Here is a 19,844-nt window from a genome sequence, read left to right as displayed (position 1 = left end):
GCGAACCCAGTCGTACGAGGAAGCTCGCACGCTCCTGCTGCATGCTTGGGAATCCGACTGGCCAGGTAGCCCCTACAGCCCGCACCCGCCCTCTGCTGTCGCGGATTGGCCACCCCCACCCGCAGGGGCAGCACACGGGTTGCGGGGTGATGGCTCCTCCGTATGGCGCCGCCGCCGTCATTCGCGTCTAGGAGCGGTCTGAAGATCCCGCTTGTCGTAGAATCGGCTCCGGTTTGCGTCAGGGGATGCTCCGATCTGTCCTCGTGGCGACGGCTTTCGCGCGAGGAAGCGCCAGCGGCGACGAGTCGACTGTGTCCTGCTCCCTCGAAGATGGGGGGCGGGCGTGCAGGTACGACGGGTGGTTCTGGAGAACTTCCGTGGGGTGAAGAGCGGGACGATTCTCCTGGACGGCCACTCCTTGTTGGTCGGCTCGAACAGCGTCGGCAAGTCGACTGTGTGCGAGGGGCTGGAGCTCGTGCTGGGGCCCGAGCGCATGTTCCGACGACCGGTGGTCGACGAATACGACTTCTACGGCGGGTGCTACCAGGAACGGGAGGGCAAGCTACCCGAAGTGAGGATCGAGGTGGTCCTCACCAACCTGTCCGACGCTGCCGAGCGCCGATTCGGAAGTCATCTGCGCCGCTGGTCGGCGCAGACGAGTGACTTCCTCGACATGGTTCCGGACGCTGTCGAAGACGCCGAGACCGGCGAATGGTGCCTGCCGGTGGTCTTCCTCGGCCGCTACGACCCTCAGGAGGACGACTTCATCGGGGGTACGTTCTTCGCGCATCCCGAGAGCGTCCCGGACGGCCTAGACGGGGAGGAGAGTGGGCTCGGCGCGGGACTGAAATCATTCACCCGGGAGGACAAGCGGCACTGTGGATTCCTCTACCTGCGGCCGAACCGTACGGGCAACAGGGCGCTCACCTTTCAGCGTGGTTCGCTGCTGGACACGATCGTGCGGCTGGAAGCCGAGCTGGCGGGTCCGCTGTGGGAGAAGGCGCTGCGTGACCTGGAGCAGGTCGCCGTGGCCGCGGCCGAATCAGGATTCGGAAAGATCCGTACGGAGATCCGCGATCGCGTCGACCGCTTTGTCAGCCTCGGCGACACAGCGGATCCGGTCGATCTGCAGGCGTCTGAACTCACGCGCGAACACTTGCGTGAGGTATTGCGCCTGTTCATCGCTACCCAACCTGGGCCGCACGCCGTGCCGTTCAACCGGCTGAGCACCGGGTCGCTGAACCTGCTGGTGTTCGCCCTCCTCACCTACATCGCTGAACTCAAGGGCGACAAATCGGTGATCTTCGCGATGGAGGAGCCGGAGATCGCGCTCCCTCCGCACGCGCAGCGCCGTCTCATCGACTTCGTGGTCAAACGCATGGGCCAGGTGATCGTCACTTCCCATTCGCCGTACGTGATCGAGAAGTTCGAGCCCTCCGGCATTGTCGTGATCAGCCGCGACTCAAAGGGCACGCTCAGCAGCAACCGTGTCGTCCTGCCTGGTGACTTCAAGCTGAAGAGGTACCGGGACAACCGCCGGCAGTTCGCTGAGGCCGTCCTGGGGCGTGCCGTACTGGTGGTGGAGGGTGCTGCGGAAGCGGCCCTGTTCCCAGCCGTATCGGATGTGCTGGAGGCTGATCCCTCCGTCGTGGGCTACGTCCCACTCGACCTGGCCGGTGTCACGATCTTCGACGCTCAGAACGACGTCTCCGTGCCCTTGTTCGCCCCCGTCTTCAAAGGGCTGGGCAAGCCGGTCTACGGGATCCACGACCAGCCCGACAAGCCGCTTGACGCCAAGGTCGCAGCCAAGACTGCCGACTTCACGCACTACACGGTGCTGAACTACAAGAGCGTCGAGAAGCTGCTGGTCGCCGAAGTACCGGTCGATGCCCAGCGTCGCTTCCTCGCCACCGTGGCCCAGCGCACGGACTACCCCTCCGGATGCGCCCGACCCGACCCGTCCGCCACGGACACGGCGGTAAACACCCTCACCCACGAGGTGTTGCGGGCCCGCAAGGGTGACGGCTATGCCGCGCTGCTCATCGCCGAGTGCACGGGCCGAAGTCAGCTACCCGCCGTGCTAGCCGATCTCCTTCTCCAAATCGACCGCGACCTGGGGACCTCTGCGAGCGGCGGAGAGACCGACGACACCGCCCACTCGGACGAGACCGATGGAAATTGACCCGGTCAGGCAAGAGATCCTCGATGCTTCCGGCCACCTTCTAATCGTCGGCGGCCCCGGCTGCGGCAAGACCACCATCGCTCTGCTCAAGGCCCAGGCGAGACTAGCCGCCCTCGAACCCGAACAGCGCGTCCTCTTCCTGAGCTTCTCGCGCGCCGCCGTACGCCAGATCACGGACCGGATGTCCGGAGTGCTGGACCGGGCCAGCCGCCAGCGCCTGGAAGTACGCACCTTTCACGCCTTCTTCCTTGACGTCGTACGCAGCCACGGACGGCTGCTCACCGGTCGGCCGTCTTCGTTCATCACGCCCGATCGTGAACGGCAGATCCAGGCGGACTTCGACGGCGACTGGAAGAGCGAGCGCCGACGCCTCGCGACCGAGGAGGGCCGCTACGTCTTCGACCTCCTCGCCGACACAACGGCGACTCTCCTGGAACGCAGCGCCGCCCTGCGTGCCCTCTACAGCAGCATTTACCCGCTGGTCATCGTGGACGAATTCCAGGACACCAACACCGACCAATGGCGCGTGATCAAGGCCGTCAGCGGCGCCTCCACCGTCATCTGCCTCGCCGACCCCGACCAACGCATCTTCGACCACCTGGACGGCGTCGAGGAGCAACGCCTCGACGACGCCGTGGCGCACCTCGCGCCTACGCCCTTCGACCTGTCCAAGGACAACCACCGCAGCCCCGGCGGCGGACTCCTCGACTACGCCAACGCCGTCCTGAACAACACCCTTCACGCCGAGCCGGCCAACGTCCACACCTGGACCTACACCCCGGTCTACGGCGTTCCGTGGCAGACGCGTGTCCACCACGGGGTCATCGCCATGCGGGATTACCTCACCACCCAGCTAGGGCACACACCGACCATCGCAGTCCTGGCGAGCGTCAACTCCCTGCTGGGCCAGGTCTCCGAGGCCCTGGCCACCGACACCATCACCGGCAACACCACACTTCCCGCAGTCGACCACGCCCTGCAATGGGATCCCGAACTGACCGCCGCGGCCGGCTACGTCGTAGCGTCAATCATGGAATGGCCCGGTCTGCCCCGTGTGGAGGCAGTCACTCGCACCGTGCAAGCCCTCGCCGACTTTTACCGGGTCAAGCTGACCAGCGGCACCGCCGGCGCACGCGACAAGATCAAAACCTTGGAGAACGGGCTCAGCGCGTTCATGTCCGGCAAGACCATCCGCTCCAAGACCGTCAAAGCCGTGACCGCTGCCTACGACGCGGGGATCTCCTACCTCGGACAACCGGTCGCTGACTGGCCAACCGCTCGCGACCGCCTCCACGGCTCCAACGAACTCGAAGAAGTCCTCAAGCACGCACGCCTGTTGCGCCTACTCAACGCTACCGATGCACTGGCCTGGGGCCTATCCGATAGTTGGGACGGCGACTCCGCCTACAAAGACGCGGCAGCCACCGTCCGCGCCGTCCTTGCCGCCGAGACCCTCACCGCCGCCCAACAACCACCAGAGACCGTTTCCCTGATGAGCATGCACCGCTCCAAGGGCAAGGAATTCGACGGTGTCATCATCGTCGAAGGCCCCTACACAGGCACCCTGCTCGACCCTAGCTGGCCACCCGAACGGCTCCGTGCTCAGCGACGCCTCCTGCGCGTCGCTATCACGCGAGCGCGCACCATGGTCCTTTTCATCCGCCCGCAGGGCAGTCAACAGCTCACGAGGACGCGCTAATCCCCGGAATCGCGGTTGCGCTAGGGGGCGATCTCCGCTGCCTTTCGGACCAATGGCGAAATGCCAAGACCGGGAGGTTGCGCCACGGCTTGAGAGCACACACCGCGTACTGATGTGTCTGTCTGTCGACCCGTCCCAGCCGGTATGGCCACACATCTCCCGGCGTGTTCACCCCGCACGACTAAGTTCGGTGTCAAACGACTCGTTTGGACGACAAGGGACACCAGTTCGCCTGGGGCAGACAGGAAAGAGAGGCAAAGGACTGGTGGAGCGCGGCAACCGATGTCAACGTAGACACCTTCCCAAGAAACCCCAGGTCAGAGAGGTGTGCGCTCATGGCTGCGGCAGGTTCGAAGCACGGCTTCGCTACGACGATCGAGGCGCTGAGGCTCCGCTCCTGGCAGGTCGGTCCCGGCCAGCCGTCCAGCGTGATCGACCAGTTCACCGCCGAGGACTTCAACCTCATCGTGGACGACCGGGCCGATCTCCACATCAGCAGCAAGGACGGCTGCTTCTACCTCGGCTGGTTCCCCACCGGACGTCCCGGCACCGACGGCGAGGGCTGGAAACTCGCGGTGACCGGGCCCGCCGAGTTCCCCGGTTACCACGTCTCGTTCGATGTCGACACGCCTGCAGAGCTCGTCGCGGCCGCCGTCGCGCACGTGCTGGCCACTTCCCGCCCCGTGACCCTGGGCTGAACAGCACCCGCTCCGCCCGATGACAGTCCCATTGACGCTTTTGAAGGAGAACCTGTTGGATCGCGAGATCACCGTCGGCGAGGTCATCGACCGTCTGTCTGCCTTCGATCGCGGCGCACCTGTGCGCTTGGCCATCAACCCTCTTTTCCCGCTGGAGCACACGGTCGCCGGTATCACCGCGACCGTGGACACGCAGGGGCGGACGGTTGTCTACATCGCCGAACGCGGTGAACAGCTCGGCCCCGTACCGCCCGCGGTCGCCGTGGGCCTGGCCTGGCGCGAGCCCACCGAGGCACCCCCGCGGCGCCGCCGCCCCGCCACCGGCACTGCCGGCGCCGGCCAGTGACCCGTACCGCACACGCCTGGAGGCGCTGCTGAACCCGCACCACCCCCGCTACCCGTCCACCCCCAACCCCGCCGGCCCCGCGTACTGGGTCACCCCGCGCCACCTGGCCGGCGACGACGGCATCCTCGCCGACCGGATCACCGGCCTGCTCACCGAGGCCGGCTGGACCAGCTGGACCACCGCCCGCAGCACCTGGCTCTTCCTCAGCCCCGGCCGACTGTGCGGCGCCGAATGGATCCTGACCGACAACCTCTTCCACCTCGGAGACCTCCCCGTCGCCTGGCAGGTCTCCGCCCGCCCCACCGCCGACAGCGCACTGGCCGAGTGGAACGCCTACTTCACCGCCGGCACCCCGCACGAAGCCGTCGCAGACTTCCTCCTCGCCGTCGAGGCACGCACCGACCCGGCCCTCAACTACGACGGCCCCGACGCCGTCCTCAACGCGCTGACCGCGCTCGGCTGGGCCCGCGACGTGGACCGCCCCGAGACCACCGCCTGGGATCCCGCCCTGTCCGCCGGCTTCACCTGGGGACCCACCCCGGCGGAGATCCAGGACGCCGACCCTCGCCCGGACCTCATGGGCTGGCAGGCATGGGCCGAACCCACATTCGGCGCCCCGTACCAGTGGGCCGCCACCTTCAGCCCCAGCGTCCCCCACGACCTCGTCGCCGCGTTCGCCGCCTCCCTGGCCTCACCCGCCCCGGTCCTGCGCCGCACCCTGCCCGAAGGCACCGAGGGCCGCCTCATCACCACCCCCGCCCACTGAGCGCCACCCCCTGCGCCCTGGCCGCCTACCCCCTGGAGGAGCCCTTGTCCCGCCGCCAGCCCAAGCTGACCGCCTACCACCCTGACGGCAGCGAATGCCCCACCACCGGCCCCGACCGGCACCGGCTCTCCCCACGCGGCTACCCCCGCACCGACGGCTGCACCGGCCGCGCCACCTGGATCGCGGTCTGCCAGTGCGGCTGGCGCAACCAGGCCGACCTCAAGGTCGTGCCCGACGACAACCGCCGACGCCACACATGCCCCTGAGCCACACGTCATCGCTCCCCGACCGCCCGCCGGCTCCCGCCCGCCCCCTGCTACACAACGGCCCGGTCCCTTGCTCCATGCCATGGAGTAAGGGACCGGGCCGTTGCCCGTTCCACGCGCATCTCCCCGGCTCGGTGCTGCCGCCAGGCTGTGCCCGGGCAGCAGTTCCCGGCACGGCGGAGTTCACCCTTGTGGGCGATCTGGCGCACGCTGTCAGAGGCCGTAGGGTCGAACAGCCAGGGCCGGAACCGAGGGAGTGCCAGATGCGACGCGAGCGAGCCACGGGGCTGCTCCAGGAGATGCTCGACCGGCTCGACGCCCAGGAACGCCCCCTGGACCTCGTGGACGAGGTGTACGTGTTCGGTTCCTACGCGCGCGGCGCCCTGGAGCCCGGCGACGTGGACGTCGCGGTCGCACACCGCACGGATGCCGCGTTCACCGAGGAACTGGTGGGCGCTTTGATGTCGGGCCGGGATCCCATGGCCACCATGAAGCGGGCCCTCAAGGGCACCAAGCGCGGACTCCAGTTCCAGTTCAACCAGAACGGCAGCCTGCCCGACGGCGTCGAACTGGTACTGCTGTGGAAGCGCGGCGACACGCCCGCCGCCGCCCGGGCGCGCCTTGAGGCCATCACAGCCGACCCTGACGCGGCCCGAGCTCCGCGGGACGAGATGATCGAGCAGTTCGAAGGGCTGGACCGCTGGATCCCCCTACCGGTCCGGGCCCAGGTCGTCACGATGCTGAACGCGGGCGCGATCGGCATCCAGCGCATCGAGCTGCCCGACACGCATCCCGAACGCCCCGAGGCAGCGGTGATGCTGGCACGCCGCTGGAAACCCGACAGCCCCCTGCGACGAGCCGCCAGCGCCGCGCTGCGCCACGCCGAGATCCTGCCGACGACCTCACCGGTGTGGGTGCAGGGGCAGCCCCTCCAAGCCGGTCAGAGCTTCGAGCTGCCCGGCACGATGTGGATCAACCTCGGCTGGTACGACTTCGACCAGCTGCCCTTCCGGCTGCGCCAGGGTGCGCAGACCCTGGAAGTCATCCGCCCCACGCGAACCCAGCCGCTGCACGCCCTGCACATCACCGTACGAGACGTGGCGGCACTACCCCCTCTGTGACCTGTCCCGCATGAGCGATGGCCGGTTTCTGGCGGCGGCGTGAACAAGACTGAGCCCCACCGCTGCGGAAGCATCGGCGGGGCCCGTCCAGGAGAGGCTCAGCGGGAGACGGCCTGGGCGAGCGCCTTCTCCACGTGTGTGTCCACCAGCGCGGGTGACCCGGAAACGACCGTCAGGACAGCACCCTTGCGCACGGCGGTCTGCTTGACGACGCTCTCCTGCCCGCCGGCGGTGAAGGTGAGCAGCTGGCTCCACGCCTGATCACCGAGGGCGGGGGCGGTCAGCTTCTGGGTGGTGACCTTGACGGGCCGGCTGCCGATGACGACCTGGTACACCGGGCAGCCGGTCATCGCGTCGAAGATCCGCGTCGTGCCGTCGGCGAGCTTGTCGGGGGTGTCGCTGTAGAGCTCCTCGGACACTTCGGAGCCGGTGCTGCCGTTGTACGTGAACGCGGTCTTGGCCTTGTTCGGGAAGTCCAGGCTTCCGCCGGCTGCGGCGTCGCCGAGCTGCTCGAGTGCGGGGCAGCCGATCACCGTGACGTCGTCCCGGCGGCTCTCGCGTTCGGGCTTGCGGGTGTAGCCCTGGCCGAGGTCTGCCTCGGTGAGGAGCCGCTGGCCGAGCGCGGCCGAGGGCACCGGCGTACTCGGCGTGCCGGCAGGGGCGGCCGGTCCGGTCGCCGAGGAGGAGACGGCCGAGCCGGATGGTGCGGTCGCCGGGCTGCCGGAGCAGCCGGACAGCGCGGCGGAGGCGGTCAGGGCCAGGGATATGGCGATGGTGGTGCGACGGCGCATGGGAACCCCTTGCTGGGTGTGGCGGGTCTGACAGCCGGACCCGCGTGGGGCTCTCCTCCGGCAGATGGGCGGGTGATGGCAGGGGGCGGGTTTCAGTGGCCGAGGTGGCGCAGGCACTCCTCGTAGGAGGCGTGCTGGGCGGTGATGGGGCCGCTGGCCCGGTTGAACCAGGCCGCATCCAGGCGGGACTCGGGCCGCTCGTGGCCTGCAGGGCAGCGCAGCCACACGCCGTCGCGGGTGCTGGCGACGATCCACTGCCGGTACGCACCGCAGTCGGCGCAGGCGTGGACCTCGCCATCGATAACGAGCGGCGCCTCATGGGGCATCAGGATCCCGGCCAGCTCGTCACGGGCGGGCATCCGCAGGTCGGGCGGCAGGAAGTCGTCCACCACCGCGACGACTGCCTGCGCGGCCGACGACGGTGCCGGGTCCGGTTCGACGTGCATGGCGTTCCAGGCCACCCACTGCTGTTGCGCTTGAAGCCGCTGCTGTCGTTCACGTCTGCGTCGAAGCATCAGTTCCCCCTCGTCCTGATCCAGCCGGGCAGGGGAGATCGTGCACCAACCCCGTGACCTGCCGCAACTAGCAAACTTATGAATAGTCACCGGCCCCGGCGACGGTCGTCGCGGCTCTGCGTACGCCCGCTTGTACGCGACTGCGACGATGCTTGTGCCGTGGTGGCGCCTGGGAGGGGCTGGGCGGAGGCGTCGGCAGGGAGGCCGGCAGACCGGCGCAGCCGCCACACGAGGACGTCGCTGACCGAGGCCGCGCTGTCCAACTCCCGCCGGGCCGTCGCCTCGGCGAGCAGGAGGGTGGGGTCGTGGCCGGCGGCTTCGGCATCGGCGAGCGTGGCCGCGAGCGCGGGCCATCCAGCCTCGGCGAGGATCTGCCCGGCCAGCTCCGGCAGCGCCTGCCGCACGAGGAGGACGTGGCGGCGCTGCACGGCCAGGGGGAGGAGACGGCCGCGCTGGTGGAGGACGGCCATGGGCTGGGAGGCTGCGGCCTGGTAGGCGGCGCGCAGGTGTTCGGCGGCCTGGCGGGCGGCCTCGGCCTGCTGGGCGTGCTGCTTCTTGCCGTGCCAGTGCGCGGCGGCGGTGACGAGGAAGAACGCCATGTCGATGAGCATGGCGGTGGTGGCTCCGTCCTCGCCGCGGCCGAGCGCCGGGCCGCCGTGGACGAGGTCGCGGGCTGCCTGGCGCAGGGCACGGTCGTGCCCGCGGACCGCCCGGACGTGGGAGCGGGAAGCCCGCTCGAACGCGACGGCCGCGTCACCGAGTTGCTTGCGGGTGTGGGCGGCGGAGGTTTTCGCGAGCGCGTCGAGGACCTCGCCCGCCGCCGCGATGTGCGCGGCGATCACGCCGTCGTCACCGTCGTCGAGGACCAGGACGGCCTGCCAGGCGGCGGTGGTCGCGGCCCGGCGTGCGGAAGCGGGCCCGGGCACGGCTCGCAGTGGAGCGTCGGCCGTAGTGCTTTCGGTCTCCTGGCCGGACGGCGCAGCGACGGTCCAGCGCTCCCGGATGCGGGGCAGGGACAGGTCCGGTGCGAGCCGCGCACCCGGGTAGAACACCGGCTCGCCGTCCTTGTTGCGGTCGTCGGGGAGGGCGACCTTGTACCCGAGGAGGTCACCGGACGGGGCGACTCGCTTGCGGATGAGCAGGCCGGCGGCGGCCAGCCGGGCGAAGAACTCCTCCTCGCTGTGCGTGCCGGCGACCGCACGTCGTACGGTCTCGCGCAGTTCTTCCCGGGCGGTGCGCTTCCGGCCCTGGCGCTCGGCCTTGTGGCGTTCAGCGCTGGTGGGGCGCTGGGCGGCGGTGCCGTCCCCGGGCGCGACCTGGTGCAGGCCGAGTTCCTTCTCGATGAGGCGGCACTCGGCCTGCGCCCGTTTGCCGGAGCGGAAGTCGTCGGGGCGGCTGCCGTCCTCGCACACCAGGGTGGCGATGATGTGGATGTGGTCGTCCGCGTGCCGGACAGCGGCCCACCGGCAGCCCGGCTCACCGTCGCCGGGGTCGATGCCGGTGGCGGCCACGACCCGGCGGGCGATCTCGCCCCACTCCTCGTCGGACAGGATCCGGTCATCCGCGGTGGCGCGCACGGAGGTGTGCCACACGTGCTTGGCAGGGCGGGCATGCTCGGGAAGTGCCTGGACGGGCTGGTCGAGGAGCTGCTGGAGGTCCTTCAAGGTGGCGTTCGGGTCACGGCCGGGATCGGGGGACATGCCGTCGAAGGACGCGACGAGGTGCGGGTCGGTGTGCTCCTCGTGCTTGCCCGGCCCGTACAGGTAGGCGAGAAGGCCGATGGTCCGCGATCCGGCAGTGTGCACTCTGGGGATCACGAGGCGCGCTGCGCGATCAGCAGCGAGGCAGCCTCGTGAACAGTTTCGGCGGCCCGTTGGACGGCGGCGAGGGCCGCGTCGAGCTGCGGGACGTCAGCACCGGAGTTCAGGGCCTTGGAGACCTGGTTCAGGTTGCTGCCGGCCCAGCCGAGCCTGCGCCGGCTCTCGAACAGTGCGGTGATCACTTCGCGCTCGTCGGCGATCTCGGCGCTGGTGCGGTCGAGGTCGCGGGCGGCGGCGAGAGCGGCGCGGGCGAGGAAGCCGGCGACGGACAGGCGACACTGGGCAGCGGCGGACTTGATCAGGGCGAACTCTTCTTCGTTGAAGCGGGTATTGGGCTGGTGCAGGCGCTTCTTCTCGCGCGGCTGGCGCGGGCGCTGTCGGGCGCGGTCGGCGCGGTCACGGCGGCTGCGACGCTCGGACGGCTTCTCCTCCTGCCCTGGCTTCGATCCGCCCCCGGTCGAAGCCAGAAGGACCTGCGCCCCCTGGTGCAGGTCTTGGCCCGCCCCCTCGGGGGCGGGTTCGGCGGAAGCTACGCTTCCGCCCCAACTTGCTCGCGTTGAGGTCGAGTTGGATGCCGACTGCACGTGTTCGGTTGCGGGCGTGGTGTTTGGGCTGGTCATGGGTTGGGGTCCTCGTCGCTGGGCTGGCCGGTGCTGGTGGTGCCTGTCGGGTGTCGCCTGCCTTGCCGCTCGTGTGGCCGGGGGAAGGAGAGCGGGGTGGCCCGGCCGATCGCCGGGCCACCCGGATGTCAGTTTGTGCGCGGCAGGCGGTTGACCTGCAGCTATAGCGGTGTCAGCCGCATTCGGGGCAGTGTGCGTAGTGCTGGGTAAGGGCCCTGGCCATGCGCTGCTTGGCGCCGGCCGCGAACCCGGCGCTGGACTTGCCCGTTCTGGTGCCGGCGTGGCGGACGGAGTGGTTGCTCATCTGGCCCATCTCCGTCTCGTATCCCGCCTTGATGCGGCTGAAGGTGCGGCAGGTCTTCATCGGGCGGAACTCCTATTCGTGGACGTGGCGTTCTCGTCACGCAGGCGGGCGAGAACCGGGGTAAGTCGGTCGTTGCGGATGGGGATGCTGTGCTCGCGCATGATCTGCCGCAGCTGCACGCGCGTGATGGACTCGTTGCCGTCCCGTCTCAGGGCCGTCGGGACATGGGGGCGCAGCAGGTCGACGATCTCGTCCTCGGACAGGCGGGTCCGGGACCGCGGGCCCCGTCCCGTACGGGGCCGTGGTCCCCGTGGCGTTCGGGACCGGTCCCGTGCACGGTCTCGAGAGCGCGTGGCTGCGGGGTCCGGTTCCCGGTCCCCGGTGGCGGGGTCGTCCTCGCCGTCACTGCAGTCCCCGTCCCCGGCATCGTCCCGGTCCCCGTCTGAGTTCCCTTCGGGGACCGGGTGGGGACGCGGTCCCTCAGCATCGGTCCCCAGCCCGGCCCACAGGCGGTCCCCGGTCCCCGGTACTGCGAGAGTGCGCTCATGCCGGGGACGGTCCCCGCTGGCGACCGCAACTCTGGGGACCGGGACCATCTGGGGATCGTGGCCGGTGTCCAGGACCGTGGTGGCGCGGTTCCGGAGGGGACCGTGGTCGCTGCCGGGGGCGGTCCCCTCGGTGTGGGGACGATCTCCTGCGACGGGATCCCCGGTCCCGTACGCGTGGTCCCGCTGGGGGACGGCGGTGTTGGGGACTGATCCGGGACCGTGGTCGCTGTCCTGCGGGACGGTTCCGGCGGTGGCGGTTCGGTCCCCTCCGGCAGGATGGGCGGTCCCGTCTGTACGGTCCCCGTTGGGGACCGGGACCGTGTGGGGGACTGCGGTGGTGCGGTCCCGGCGGGGACCGGGGTCGGTCCCCGCGGTGGTGTGGGGACGGTCCCCGGCGGTGGAGGCCTCGGTCCCGTACACCTGGTCCCCGTCATGCTGGGTGCCCTCGCCCCGTCCGGGCAGCGCCCCGTCCCCGACCGCCTGGCCCTTTGCGGACGGTCCCGGTGTGACGTGCGCGGGGGTACGGTCCCCGTTCGGGCTCTGGCCGTCCTGGGGGGTGGCGACCAGCTGGTGGACCTGGCGCATCAGGACACCGAAGGCGAGCAGGGCGGCGGCCGGTGGGATCGCGGCGACCACGTAGTTCAGCAGGGGCACCGGCGCGGTGCCGGTGCCGCTCACGCCGGCCACGTTCAGCACGATCGAGCCGACCGACCCCGTGGTGGTCAGAGCGATGGCCCACCAGTCGGTCACCCGTCGGAGCGCGGCCCTCAGCATGAGCAGTTCACCGGCGACGATGAAGGCATCCAAGGTGCCGGGCCAGGCCCACCGTCGGACGGGGGAGCCACCCAGGCCGTGCAGGCCCGCGACCTCGGCCAGGTGAGCGTAGGAGAGCCAGAACCCGGCGGCGGTGAGTGCCACGATGACGGCGCCAGCGGCAATCAGGACGAATCGCTCAGCGGTCTGGGTGGTCACCGGGTGGTGCCTCCATTTGTCGTGCTGGGGCGGCATGTGGCCTTTCGGAAGTCGTCGATCAGGGCAGAGGTGTGGACCTGCCGGGGCACAGGTTGGGGGGTCTGCTTGCTGCGGTCGCGCTCGGGGCCGTCGCCGTCGTGGCGAACGCCCGCACCGGGGGGCTCCTTGCCGTCGGCCTCGGCCTGCCGTGCGGTGGCGACGGGGTTGGTGTCGAGGGCGACGTTGAAGTTGTCGCGGTCTTCGATGGCGCGGGCTTCCTCGCGCAGGACGTCGCGGGCCCAGTTGAGGCTGACCTGCAGGGTGAAGGCCAGGCGTTCGGGGCTCCAGCCCCGGGCTGCGGCGTACCGGATCAGGGTCCGGCGCTCGTGCTCGCTGAGCTGGATGCTCCGGCCGTTGATCACCGAGAGCACACGGCCGTAGTCGAGCCGGTGCTCGACTTTCTCGTGCCAGTGGAGGCGCTCGTCGGCGGTCATGCCGCCCCAGATGCCTTCCCTCTCCTCGTTGTCGAGGGCGTAGTCAAAGCACTCCTGGCGGACCGGGCACATGCCGCAGGTTTCCAGGGCCTCACGGATGGCCCAGCGGTCGCGAGGGGTGTGGAAGAACAGCTCGTCGGCGGAGTTCGGATCCATCCCTTGGCAGGCGGCGCGGGCGTGCCAGCTGTGGTCGGAGACGCCCTGGAGTGTCGGTGGGGGAGTGGTGTTCGAGGTGATCGTGCGCATCGGAGCTGTCTTTCGGGTACGCCTCACCGGCCGGCGGCGGGCCGGCACGGGGCCGGGGTGCGGCTGGCGGGCCGGTGGGAGGCGGAGAAGGGGGCGAGGGCGGCGGTGCCGTGCCGATGAGCGTGTGCCGGGCGGAGGGCCGGTCAGGCGCGCTGGAAGCGGCGGTCGGTTCCGGTGAATTCCACGGGCGTGCACATGCCGGACAGGCGGGACAGGACCCGGTCGCCGACCTTGTCGCGCAGCACCGGGAGATGCTTTTCCATGTGGTGGGCGCGGACCGGCGGCAGGTTCGTAGTGAAGATCGTCGGCAGGCGGTTCTGGCAGCGCCAGTTCACCAGCCGGAAGGTGATCTCCTCCGTCCACTCGCTGGTCTTCGCCGCGCCGAGATCGTCCAGGAGAAGCAGCGGCACCCGCATGATCCGCCGGAGCATGTGCTCGGGGTCCACGCCGGACCGATAGCGCATCTCCGCGTACAGGTCCGCGGCGGTCGTCGCATGCCACTCGACCCCACACCCGGCAGCGGTCAGAGCCCGGACCGCCCCGTACGCCTCGTGCGTCTTGCCGATCCCGGTCCCGCCCCAAAGCAGCAGCGACGGTCCGTGCGCGATCCGCCGGCGGCCGGGCCTACCCCAGGCTGCGTTGAGATCTTCTGCGGCCGGGGCGACGGCGGTCTCCGCGATGGTCCGCACCCAGGCGGCGACCTGCGGATGCTGGGGCGCCGCGTCCCGGTAGGCGTAGGGGATCCGCTTCTGGGCGGCCTCCAGTGCCGGGATCGGCTCCGGCGAATTCGGGAGCACCGGGGCCGTTGCCGGGTCGATGCCGCGCTCGGCCAGGCGGGCGGCCAGACGCTCACGCAGCCGGTCGGAGACCGCGGGCAGCGGGTCCGAGAGTCGGGCGCGGTTCACAGGCTGCCCCCGAACGTGGTCGGCTCCGGCGTGGTCGGGTTCATGTAGGGCGTGTAGCCCGAGGCGTGGGCCCAGGCCCCCGCGCCGGAGGCGGACGACACCCCAGCGGCGGCATGCGGCGGTGCGGCGTTCAGGGCCTCGTTGACCAGGCTCGGCAGGACGCTCGGATGCAGGTTCTTGAACCGCAGCCGCTCCAGAGCGGCCCGGATCACCTCGGCGTCGAAGCCTTCCTCCAGGAGGCCCTTGACGTGGCGCCCGACCAGACCGATCACGTCCTTCGGGGGCCGTTGGACGTGACTGCTGACGTACTCGGCCACCAGGGCCTTCGTCGAGTCAGGCCCGGGAGCCGCCTCGTGCACGGGGGCATCGCCCCCCTTAGGGGAAGATCCAGGATCCAAGATCCTAGATCCAGACGAAGAGCCCTCGCGAGTCTGTGTCGAGGGCTCGACGAATGCCCCCTGAGCTGGACTTTCTCCAGACTTCGCCGGAGCTGCGTCCGAGAGGGTCTCGCAGGCGTCCTCAGAGGAGGAGCTTCCCCCGGCCGCTTCGGCGCCGCATACGGCCGCCAGCGCAGAAGCGGGCGAAACCGGATGATCGAGGGCTCGACGAGGGTGCGCCGAGGCCTGCAGAACCGGACCGGTGATTCCCGCAGGTGTGGCCGGCACCTGCACCGCGGCAGGCTGGGAGACCGGGCAGGGCCGCTGCTTCTCGGCCGTGCACCCGCCGCACCGCTGGTGCGTCTGGTGCTTCGGGCAGCGCGATACCCGAGAGGCGGACGGCCGGTCGATCTTCTGGTGCTTCTCCCACGTCACGATGTGCAGGTACTTCTTGCCGTCGCACCCGATGTAGCGGCAGATCAGCCCGGCTGCCTCCAGCTGCTCCAGGTCGTTGGCCACGTGCTCCGGGGTGTGCTCGGCGCGCAGCGCCCACAGGAAACCGGCGATGATCGCAGGGTGGGCGAGGAAGCGACCGTTGTCATCAGCCTGAGTCAGCAGCCCAATGAAGGTCACCATCGCGCTGATGTCGACCGAGGCGACATCCTCCGACAAGAACATCTCAGGCTTGATCGTCCGGATGCGGGCCATCAGGCAGCGCCCCCGCGGGCGGGGTTACGAAAGGGGGCCGTGGCCGCGCGGGCCGAACAACTTGGCCTTTTGCGCTGGGCAGGCGTCATGCAACACTCTCCTGTGCAGTGAAGCCGCACCGATGGTCCCGTGAGAAGGATCGGTGCGGATGAAGTGGTCTCCGGCCCTTGCCTTGGGTAGGAGCGCCGTGAGCGTTCGGCGTCTGAGAGTTGGCCCTCTCAGGCGCCGTCGCTGTATCTGCGGTTTAATCCGCGCGGCTGGTGCACGCACTACACATGGCTCTCCCCCGATCCCCCCGTTGGCCGGGCGGACTGCCCGGCGAGCGACGACGAACATATGGGCAGGCTGCGCCAAGGTCCAGAGATAGCTCTACAACCCCATACAACTTCCCGCACATGCTCTGACCAGCTGTGAACCGGCAGGCTGTCGCGCTGTACCGGGCTGGTCAGGTCTGGATTTAAGCCCGCAGGCAAAGCCTTCGTCAACGGTGGCTCAAGGCGGAATCCACGCGCGTAGAGCGACGTGTAGAGGATGTGAAGACTGGGTGATGAAGTCGCGTAACGCCTTTGCGATGAAGGGGGATTGAGTGGTGAAGCATGGCCATTCAGGGATGCCTGACAGAGGTGCGAGTGATCATTTATGCCGCTACAGGGAAAAGCGGCAAGGATTTGCCGCTTTGCCGATCATGGGAATCCATGGGCGAGGGAATGTCCAGATTCGTCATGGAAGGGCCTTGATGGCGGCGGGTATGGTTGCAGATTTAACCAACATTGCTGTGGTCGAGGCCACAAATTGTGGACAGCATTCAAGGTCGTCGTATCGTCTTTGTGGGAGACACCAGGCCGGGGGGGCCGGCATTCATGCCTGCCCCTCTTTTTTCATGTCCGCGTCAGGTGTCCCCGTGGGATACGGGAAGACAAGGAAGAGCCTCATGGTTGCTCAGGGGATATCCACCCCCTTCGGCGATGACCACGCCGAGAACAAGGGCACGCGCGGCGAGGAGCTCGCCGGCCAGTTCATGGGGTTCGGCGGCTGGCTGAAGAACTGGCGCCAATCGGCCGGGATCACCCAGGCTCCGGTCGCCAGGGCCCTCGGCATGGGAGTCCGGACCTACCGCAACGTGGAGAAGGGCGCGACTCCACCGCGGTTCACCAAAGCCCAGTGCGACGCGCTGGCGGACGTCCTCCAGCTGGACAAGAGCGAGCGCCACGCCCTGCTGCTGTACAACATTGGAACGACGCTGGACGATGACCCGCTTGTCGGTGCCAGCCCCGAGCTGCGCAGGGCCCTGCGGCTGCTAATCGATCGGCAGATGCCCTCGCCCACCTACCTCACCGACCGCAACTGGAACGTTCTGGCGTACAACCAGGCCATGGCCGAGTGGTGGCCGTGGGTCATGGAGCCGCAGGCGAACCTGATGCGCTGGGCGCTGACGAACCCGGAGGCCCGCACCCAGTACCACGACTGGGACAAGCATGCGATGGCCTACGTCCGACTGCTGAAGTTCGCACAGGCCACCCACAAGGACAACGCGGAACTGGCCGAGCTGATTGCAGACGTCCGCCGAAACTCCGACGTCGACCGGATCTGGCGCACCGAGGCGGACATGGAGGCCGACCGTGACGGCCATGTCTTCCGTATGATCATCCCCGCGCTGGGCTGGGAAACTGTCGAGGTCGTCAGTCACGTTCTCTACCCGGCCAGCATGCCCCACTGCCGCTTCGTCGTGATCACCTGGGTCGAGGCCGAGTCCTCTGACGACGAGATCGACGCCCTCGGTGGAAGGCGAAACGCCTGGGCCGCCCCGGCCCAGCACCCAACCGGCCAGGCCGAAGCGGATGCTGCCCGGCGCCGCGCAGCCAATGCGCTCACGGCCCGCCTGGTCGTGGACAGTGCCGACGAAGCCGCGGCGCTCGCCGGCCCCGGAGGCGTTCCGCTCCCCGCGCTCAGTGAATTGCTTGGCCCGCAGTGCCAGCTCACCCTCTCACCCGAGAACCACTCCGTTGTGTGGGCCGTACGAGAAGCGCCTGAAGAGTGGGGCATAACGCAGCTTGGGGCCGGTGCGGTGGTAGACCGCATTCAACCGGCGAACATTGACCCCCAAGCTCGGGCTGAGCTGAAGGTTCTGTTGCGCGCTTCACTCCCGGCATCTGACCGCGAGGCCCTCAGTCGGCTCCAGGATCAACTACCGCAGGCAGACCTCCGGGCCGCTCTCCTTCGTGAGATTTCCGAGAGCCTCCAAGAGGGCGAGGACTTGGCCCAATAGCTGGTGTGGCTGGCCGAATGAGCATTGAAGACAACTTAGTGTCACCGCTGGCGCCGTCTCCGTGCGAGGGCAGGGGGCCGGGGCGTGGCCATCCGGGCAGCAGAGATCGTCCGGACGGCCGCGCCCATGAACCGCTTCTCTTGCGACGACTGCGCCAGTCCGTCCTCGGATCGGCCGGGCGCCTCAGAGGCGCGGCAGATCCCACAGCCCTTCAGGAGCCACCGTGTCCCGGTACACCTACGACTGCCCCGTTCGCTGGTCGGACCTCGATGCAAACGGACACCTCAACTCCAGCCGCTACGGCGTCCTCCTGGAAGAGACCCGCATGCGCATGTTCAGCATGCTGGTTCCCAGCGATCCCACCGAGCGACTGGCCCGCAACTTCCTCCTGCGCGAGCAGAGCATCCGCTATCAGTACCCGCTTGAGGCCTGGGAGACCCCGGTCCGTATCGAAGCCTGGGTGACCGACGTCAAGCGGGTGTCGATCACCTTCCACTTCGAGGTGAAGGACGACGATCACGTCTACGCCACCGCGACCGCGGTCGTGGCCGGCTACGACTCCATCCGCGGCGGCATCCGGCGCTTCGAGCAGGATGAGCTCGAAGTGTTCAACAGCTACGCCGACACCCCCCAGGCAGTGGGCAGCTGAACCATCGCCCTGGCTTGCCTGCCAGGTGTGGGACGGGTGGCGGGTCAGGTTCGGTCCCTCGTACGTGGCGCCATGCTCTACCGCAGCGCGGCCGCGAGGTCCACGAGGAGGCCGGCCTGGACGTCACCCCCGAGCCTCTGCTGTGGCTGCGTGAGTACATCGGCGCCAACCACGACGGTGCCCCGGAAGATCACCGGGTGCCGGCCCGAGGGCGAAGGTGACCGGCATCAACCTGTTGCCCCAGGGCCTGCGCCCCCCTGATTGCCGACCTCGCGCACGCCGAGCTTCCCACCCGCTATCTCGGCGACCTCGCCTGACGCCATGGCGACGATCGACTGCCGCGTCGTCCCCGAAGGCGCACCGAAATCAGCACCGGCCAGGCCAACAGCGTCTGGTACATCGGCGGACGCGAGCCGTACGTCCTCAAGCATTGCAGCGACCCGGCCCGCGCCGCCAACGAAGCCGCCGCCCTCGCACTCCTCACCCACCACCGAGCCTCCACCTCCTCGACGCAGACCTGGAACCACGGCTGGCCTGGACCGCGCAGAGCGCCGTCCAGGCCCAACCCGTACCCGCGGCCGAAGTGTTCCTGGATGGCCTCGCCAGCCCGCTCGCCATGGCCATGCCGTGCGGGTGGCCGGCGCGCACCCCCCACGGTGGCGGTGCCCCGGGCCGTCCAGGAGCTGCTGTGGCGGGTGGCAGGGGCGAGCTTGTAGGCGTTGAGATTCGCCAGACGTATGGTCATATCCCCTGCTCTCCGTTGCGGATGAGTGCGCGGTTGCGTTCCGCTGTGCCGGTCAGAAGACCAGTTGCTGTAGGTGGGCGGGTGCGGGGCGGGTGGCGAGGAGGGTGAAGTGCTCGGTCGAGATGATCGACTCCCGCTCCGCTGCAGGGAGGCGGGAGAGGATCCCGGGAAGTGGCCGTTCCTTGGCGGCTTCACTTCGGTGAGCCGAGATCGCGGCCCACTTCTGCTCGAGCCACTCGCTCACGTCGACCATCGCGGTGGCGTGCTTGTCCGGAACGCTGAGGATCTTCTTCCCCACCCGCTCCAAGAGCGGTCCGAGCTCGCCCACCCCCGAGACCGGGTGTGTGGCCGCATACAGAGCCGCGGGCTGCCACGGGGCCCCGGCATCCGGGTGGAGGTGCTCAAGTCCGGCGGCGTGGAACGCAAGGACGGTCGCTTGGTGGGTGCGGACGTGGTCGGGGTGGCCCGTCAGCTGGCCGTAGGCGTCGTGGGTCACCACGGCCTGAGGGCGCACGGCGCGGATGTGCCCGACGAGCAGCTCGACGACCTCGTCGATGGGAGCGTCGCACAGCCGGGCCCGGCCGGGCGCGGAGTCGGGGATGCGGGCGTCGGCGTAGCCGAGCATCCTCGGCTCGCCCGCGCCCAGCACGGCCAGAGCATCGGCGAGCTCGGGCGCCCGGTGGCTGGTGGGGGACCAGGTGGCGGTGACGACGTCGGTCGCCGCGCCCGCGGCGGCGTGCTGCGCGAGAACGCCTCCGGCCAAGAGGGCCTCGTCGTCGGGGTGTGCGAAGACGCCGAGCAGGCTGGGAAGCGACACGGCTTCTCCT

General features: G+C 69.3%; 18 protein-coding genes and 1 pseudogene. 9 read left to right on the top strand and 10 right to left on the bottom strand.

What is annotated here, in order from left to right:
* Positions 1-358 precede the first annotated feature (358 nt).
* From K7B10_RS07805 to K7B10_RS07775, 7 genes are all read left to right on the top strand, one after another.
* A complete protein-coding gene (locus tag K7B10_RS07805; RefSeq protein ID WP_229335220.1) occupies positions 359-2,182 on the top strand; it encodes an ATP-dependent nuclease in 1,824 nt (607 codons plus the stop codon).
* On the top strand, positions 2,172-3,881 hold the full coding sequence (locus tag K7B10_RS07800) for a UvrD-helicase domain-containing protein (RefSeq protein WP_229335219.1): 1,710 nt from the start codon (positions 2,172-2,174) through the stop codon (positions 3,879-3,881). Before K7B10_RS07805 ends, K7B10_RS07800 begins: the two co-directional genes overlap by 11 nt.
* A gap of 335 nt (positions 3,882-4,216) precedes the next feature.
* Entirely contained in the window at positions 4,217-4,579 is a 363-nt protein-coding gene (locus K7B10_RS07795; protein WP_229335218.1) for an SPDY domain-containing protein, read from the top strand.
* 31 nt (positions 4,580-4,610) lie between these two features.
* Positions 4,611-4,925: a hypothetical protein gene (locus K7B10_RS07790; protein ID WP_372481384.1), complete on the top strand. Its 315-nt coding sequence runs from the start codon at positions 4,611-4,613 to the stop codon at positions 4,923-4,925.
* A gap of 16 nt (positions 4,926-4,941) precedes the next feature.
* The gene (locus K7B10_RS07785; protein WP_229344834.1) at positions 4,942-5,691 is read left to right on the top strand and encodes an SPDY domain-containing protein; all 750 of its coding nucleotides are present in this window, start codon (positions 4,942-4,944) and stop codon (positions 5,689-5,691) included.
* Between the two features lie 44 nt (positions 5,692-5,735).
* Positions 5,736-5,957 (top strand): hypothetical protein, encoded by a 222-nt coding sequence (locus tag K7B10_RS40755; RefSeq protein WP_267501349.1) that lies wholly within the window; start codon positions 5,736-5,738, stop codon positions 5,955-5,957.
* 263 nt (positions 5,958-6,220) lie between these two features.
* The gene (locus K7B10_RS07775; protein ID WP_229335217.1) at positions 6,221-7,078 is read left to right on the top strand and encodes a nucleotidyltransferase domain-containing protein; all 858 of its coding nucleotides are present in this window, start codon (positions 6,221-6,223) and stop codon (positions 7,076-7,078) included.
* A 98-nt stretch (positions 7,079-7,176) separates the two neighbouring features.
* On the opposite strand, the gene K7B10_RS07770 is transcribed toward K7B10_RS07775, so the two are convergent.
* From K7B10_RS07770 to K7B10_RS07730, 9 genes and pseudogenes are all read right to left on the bottom strand, one after another.
* Entirely contained in the window at positions 7,177-7,869 is a 693-nt protein-coding gene (locus K7B10_RS07770) for a hypothetical protein (protein ID WP_229335216.1), read from the bottom strand.
* A 92-nt stretch (positions 7,870-7,961) separates the two neighbouring features.
* Complete coding sequence (locus K7B10_RS07765; protein ID WP_229335215.1) at positions 7,962-8,384, bottom strand: hypothetical protein; 423 nt, start codon at positions 8,382-8,384, stop codon at positions 7,962-7,964.
* An 86-nt stretch (positions 8,385-8,470) separates the two neighbouring features.
* Positions 8,471-10,201, bottom strand: a complete 1,731-nt coding sequence (locus K7B10_RS07760; RefSeq protein WP_229335213.1) for a relaxase family protein — start codon at positions 10,199-10,201, stop codon at positions 8,471-8,473.
* On the bottom strand, positions 10,198-10,824 hold the full coding sequence (locus K7B10_RS07755; protein ID WP_229335212.1) for a plasmid mobilization protein: 627 nt from the start codon (positions 10,822-10,824) through the stop codon (positions 10,198-10,200). The genes K7B10_RS07760 and K7B10_RS07755 overlap by 4 nt, the downstream gene beginning before the upstream one ends.
* Before the next feature lie 172 nt (positions 10,825-10,996).
* On the bottom strand, positions 10,997-11,188 hold the full coding sequence (locus K7B10_RS07750; protein ID WP_229335211.1) for a hypothetical protein: 192 nt from the start codon (positions 11,186-11,188) through the stop codon (positions 10,997-10,999).
* Positions 11,189-12,227: 1,039 nt separating this feature from the next.
* Positions 12,228-12,684 (bottom strand): annotated as a pseudogene (locus K7B10_RS07745) (DUF2637 domain-containing protein); the annotation flags it as partial.
* Positions 12,645-13,367 (bottom strand): WhiB family transcriptional regulator, encoded by a 723-nt coding sequence (locus K7B10_RS07740; protein WP_229335210.1) that lies wholly within the window; start codon positions 13,365-13,367, stop codon positions 12,645-12,647. The pseudogene K7B10_RS07745 and the gene K7B10_RS07740, both read right to left, overlap by 40 nt.
* Positions 13,368-13,510: 143 nt before the next feature.
* Positions 13,511-14,272: an ATP-binding protein gene (locus tag K7B10_RS07735; protein ID WP_229335209.1), complete on the bottom strand. Its 762-nt coding sequence runs from the start codon at positions 14,270-14,272 to the stop codon at positions 13,511-13,513.
* Positions 14,269-15,357 (bottom strand): hypothetical protein, encoded by a 1,089-nt coding sequence (locus K7B10_RS07730; RefSeq protein WP_229335208.1) that lies wholly within the window; start codon positions 15,355-15,357, stop codon positions 14,269-14,271. Before K7B10_RS07730 ends, K7B10_RS07735 begins: the two co-directional genes overlap by 4 nt.
* 931 nt (positions 15,358-16,288) lie before the next feature.
* On the opposite strand from K7B10_RS07730, the gene K7B10_RS07725 reads away from it, so the two are divergent.
* Positions 16,289-17,623 carry a helix-turn-helix transcriptional regulator gene (locus K7B10_RS07725; protein WP_229335207.1) on the top strand — a complete coding sequence of 445 codons (1,335 nt, stop codon included), beginning with the start codon at positions 16,289-16,291 and terminating at the stop codon, positions 17,621-17,623.
* Positions 17,624-17,846: 223 nt separating this feature from the next.
* Positions 17,847-18,272: an acyl-CoA thioesterase gene (locus K7B10_RS07720; RefSeq protein WP_229335206.1), complete on the top strand. Its 426-nt coding sequence runs from the start codon at positions 17,847-17,849 to the stop codon at positions 18,270-18,272.
* Positions 18,273-19,069: 797 nt separating this feature from the next.
* Here K7B10_RS07720 and K7B10_RS07715 read toward each other — a convergent pair.
* Positions 19,070-19,834 carry a PIG-L deacetylase family protein gene (locus K7B10_RS07715; RefSeq protein WP_229335204.1) on the bottom strand — a complete coding sequence of 255 codons (765 nt, stop codon included), beginning with the start codon at positions 19,832-19,834 and terminating at the stop codon, positions 19,070-19,072.
* Between the last annotated feature and the right edge of the window lie 10 nt (positions 19,835-19,844).

This window comes from Streptomyces flavotricini (genome assembly GCF_020639365.1).
GTDB lineage: Bacteria > Actinomycetota > Actinomycetes > Streptomycetales > Streptomycetaceae > Streptomyces > Streptomyces flavotricini.
Note: the sequence above shows the minus strand (reverse complement) of the source record. Positions and strands in the feature narration are given on the sequence as shown.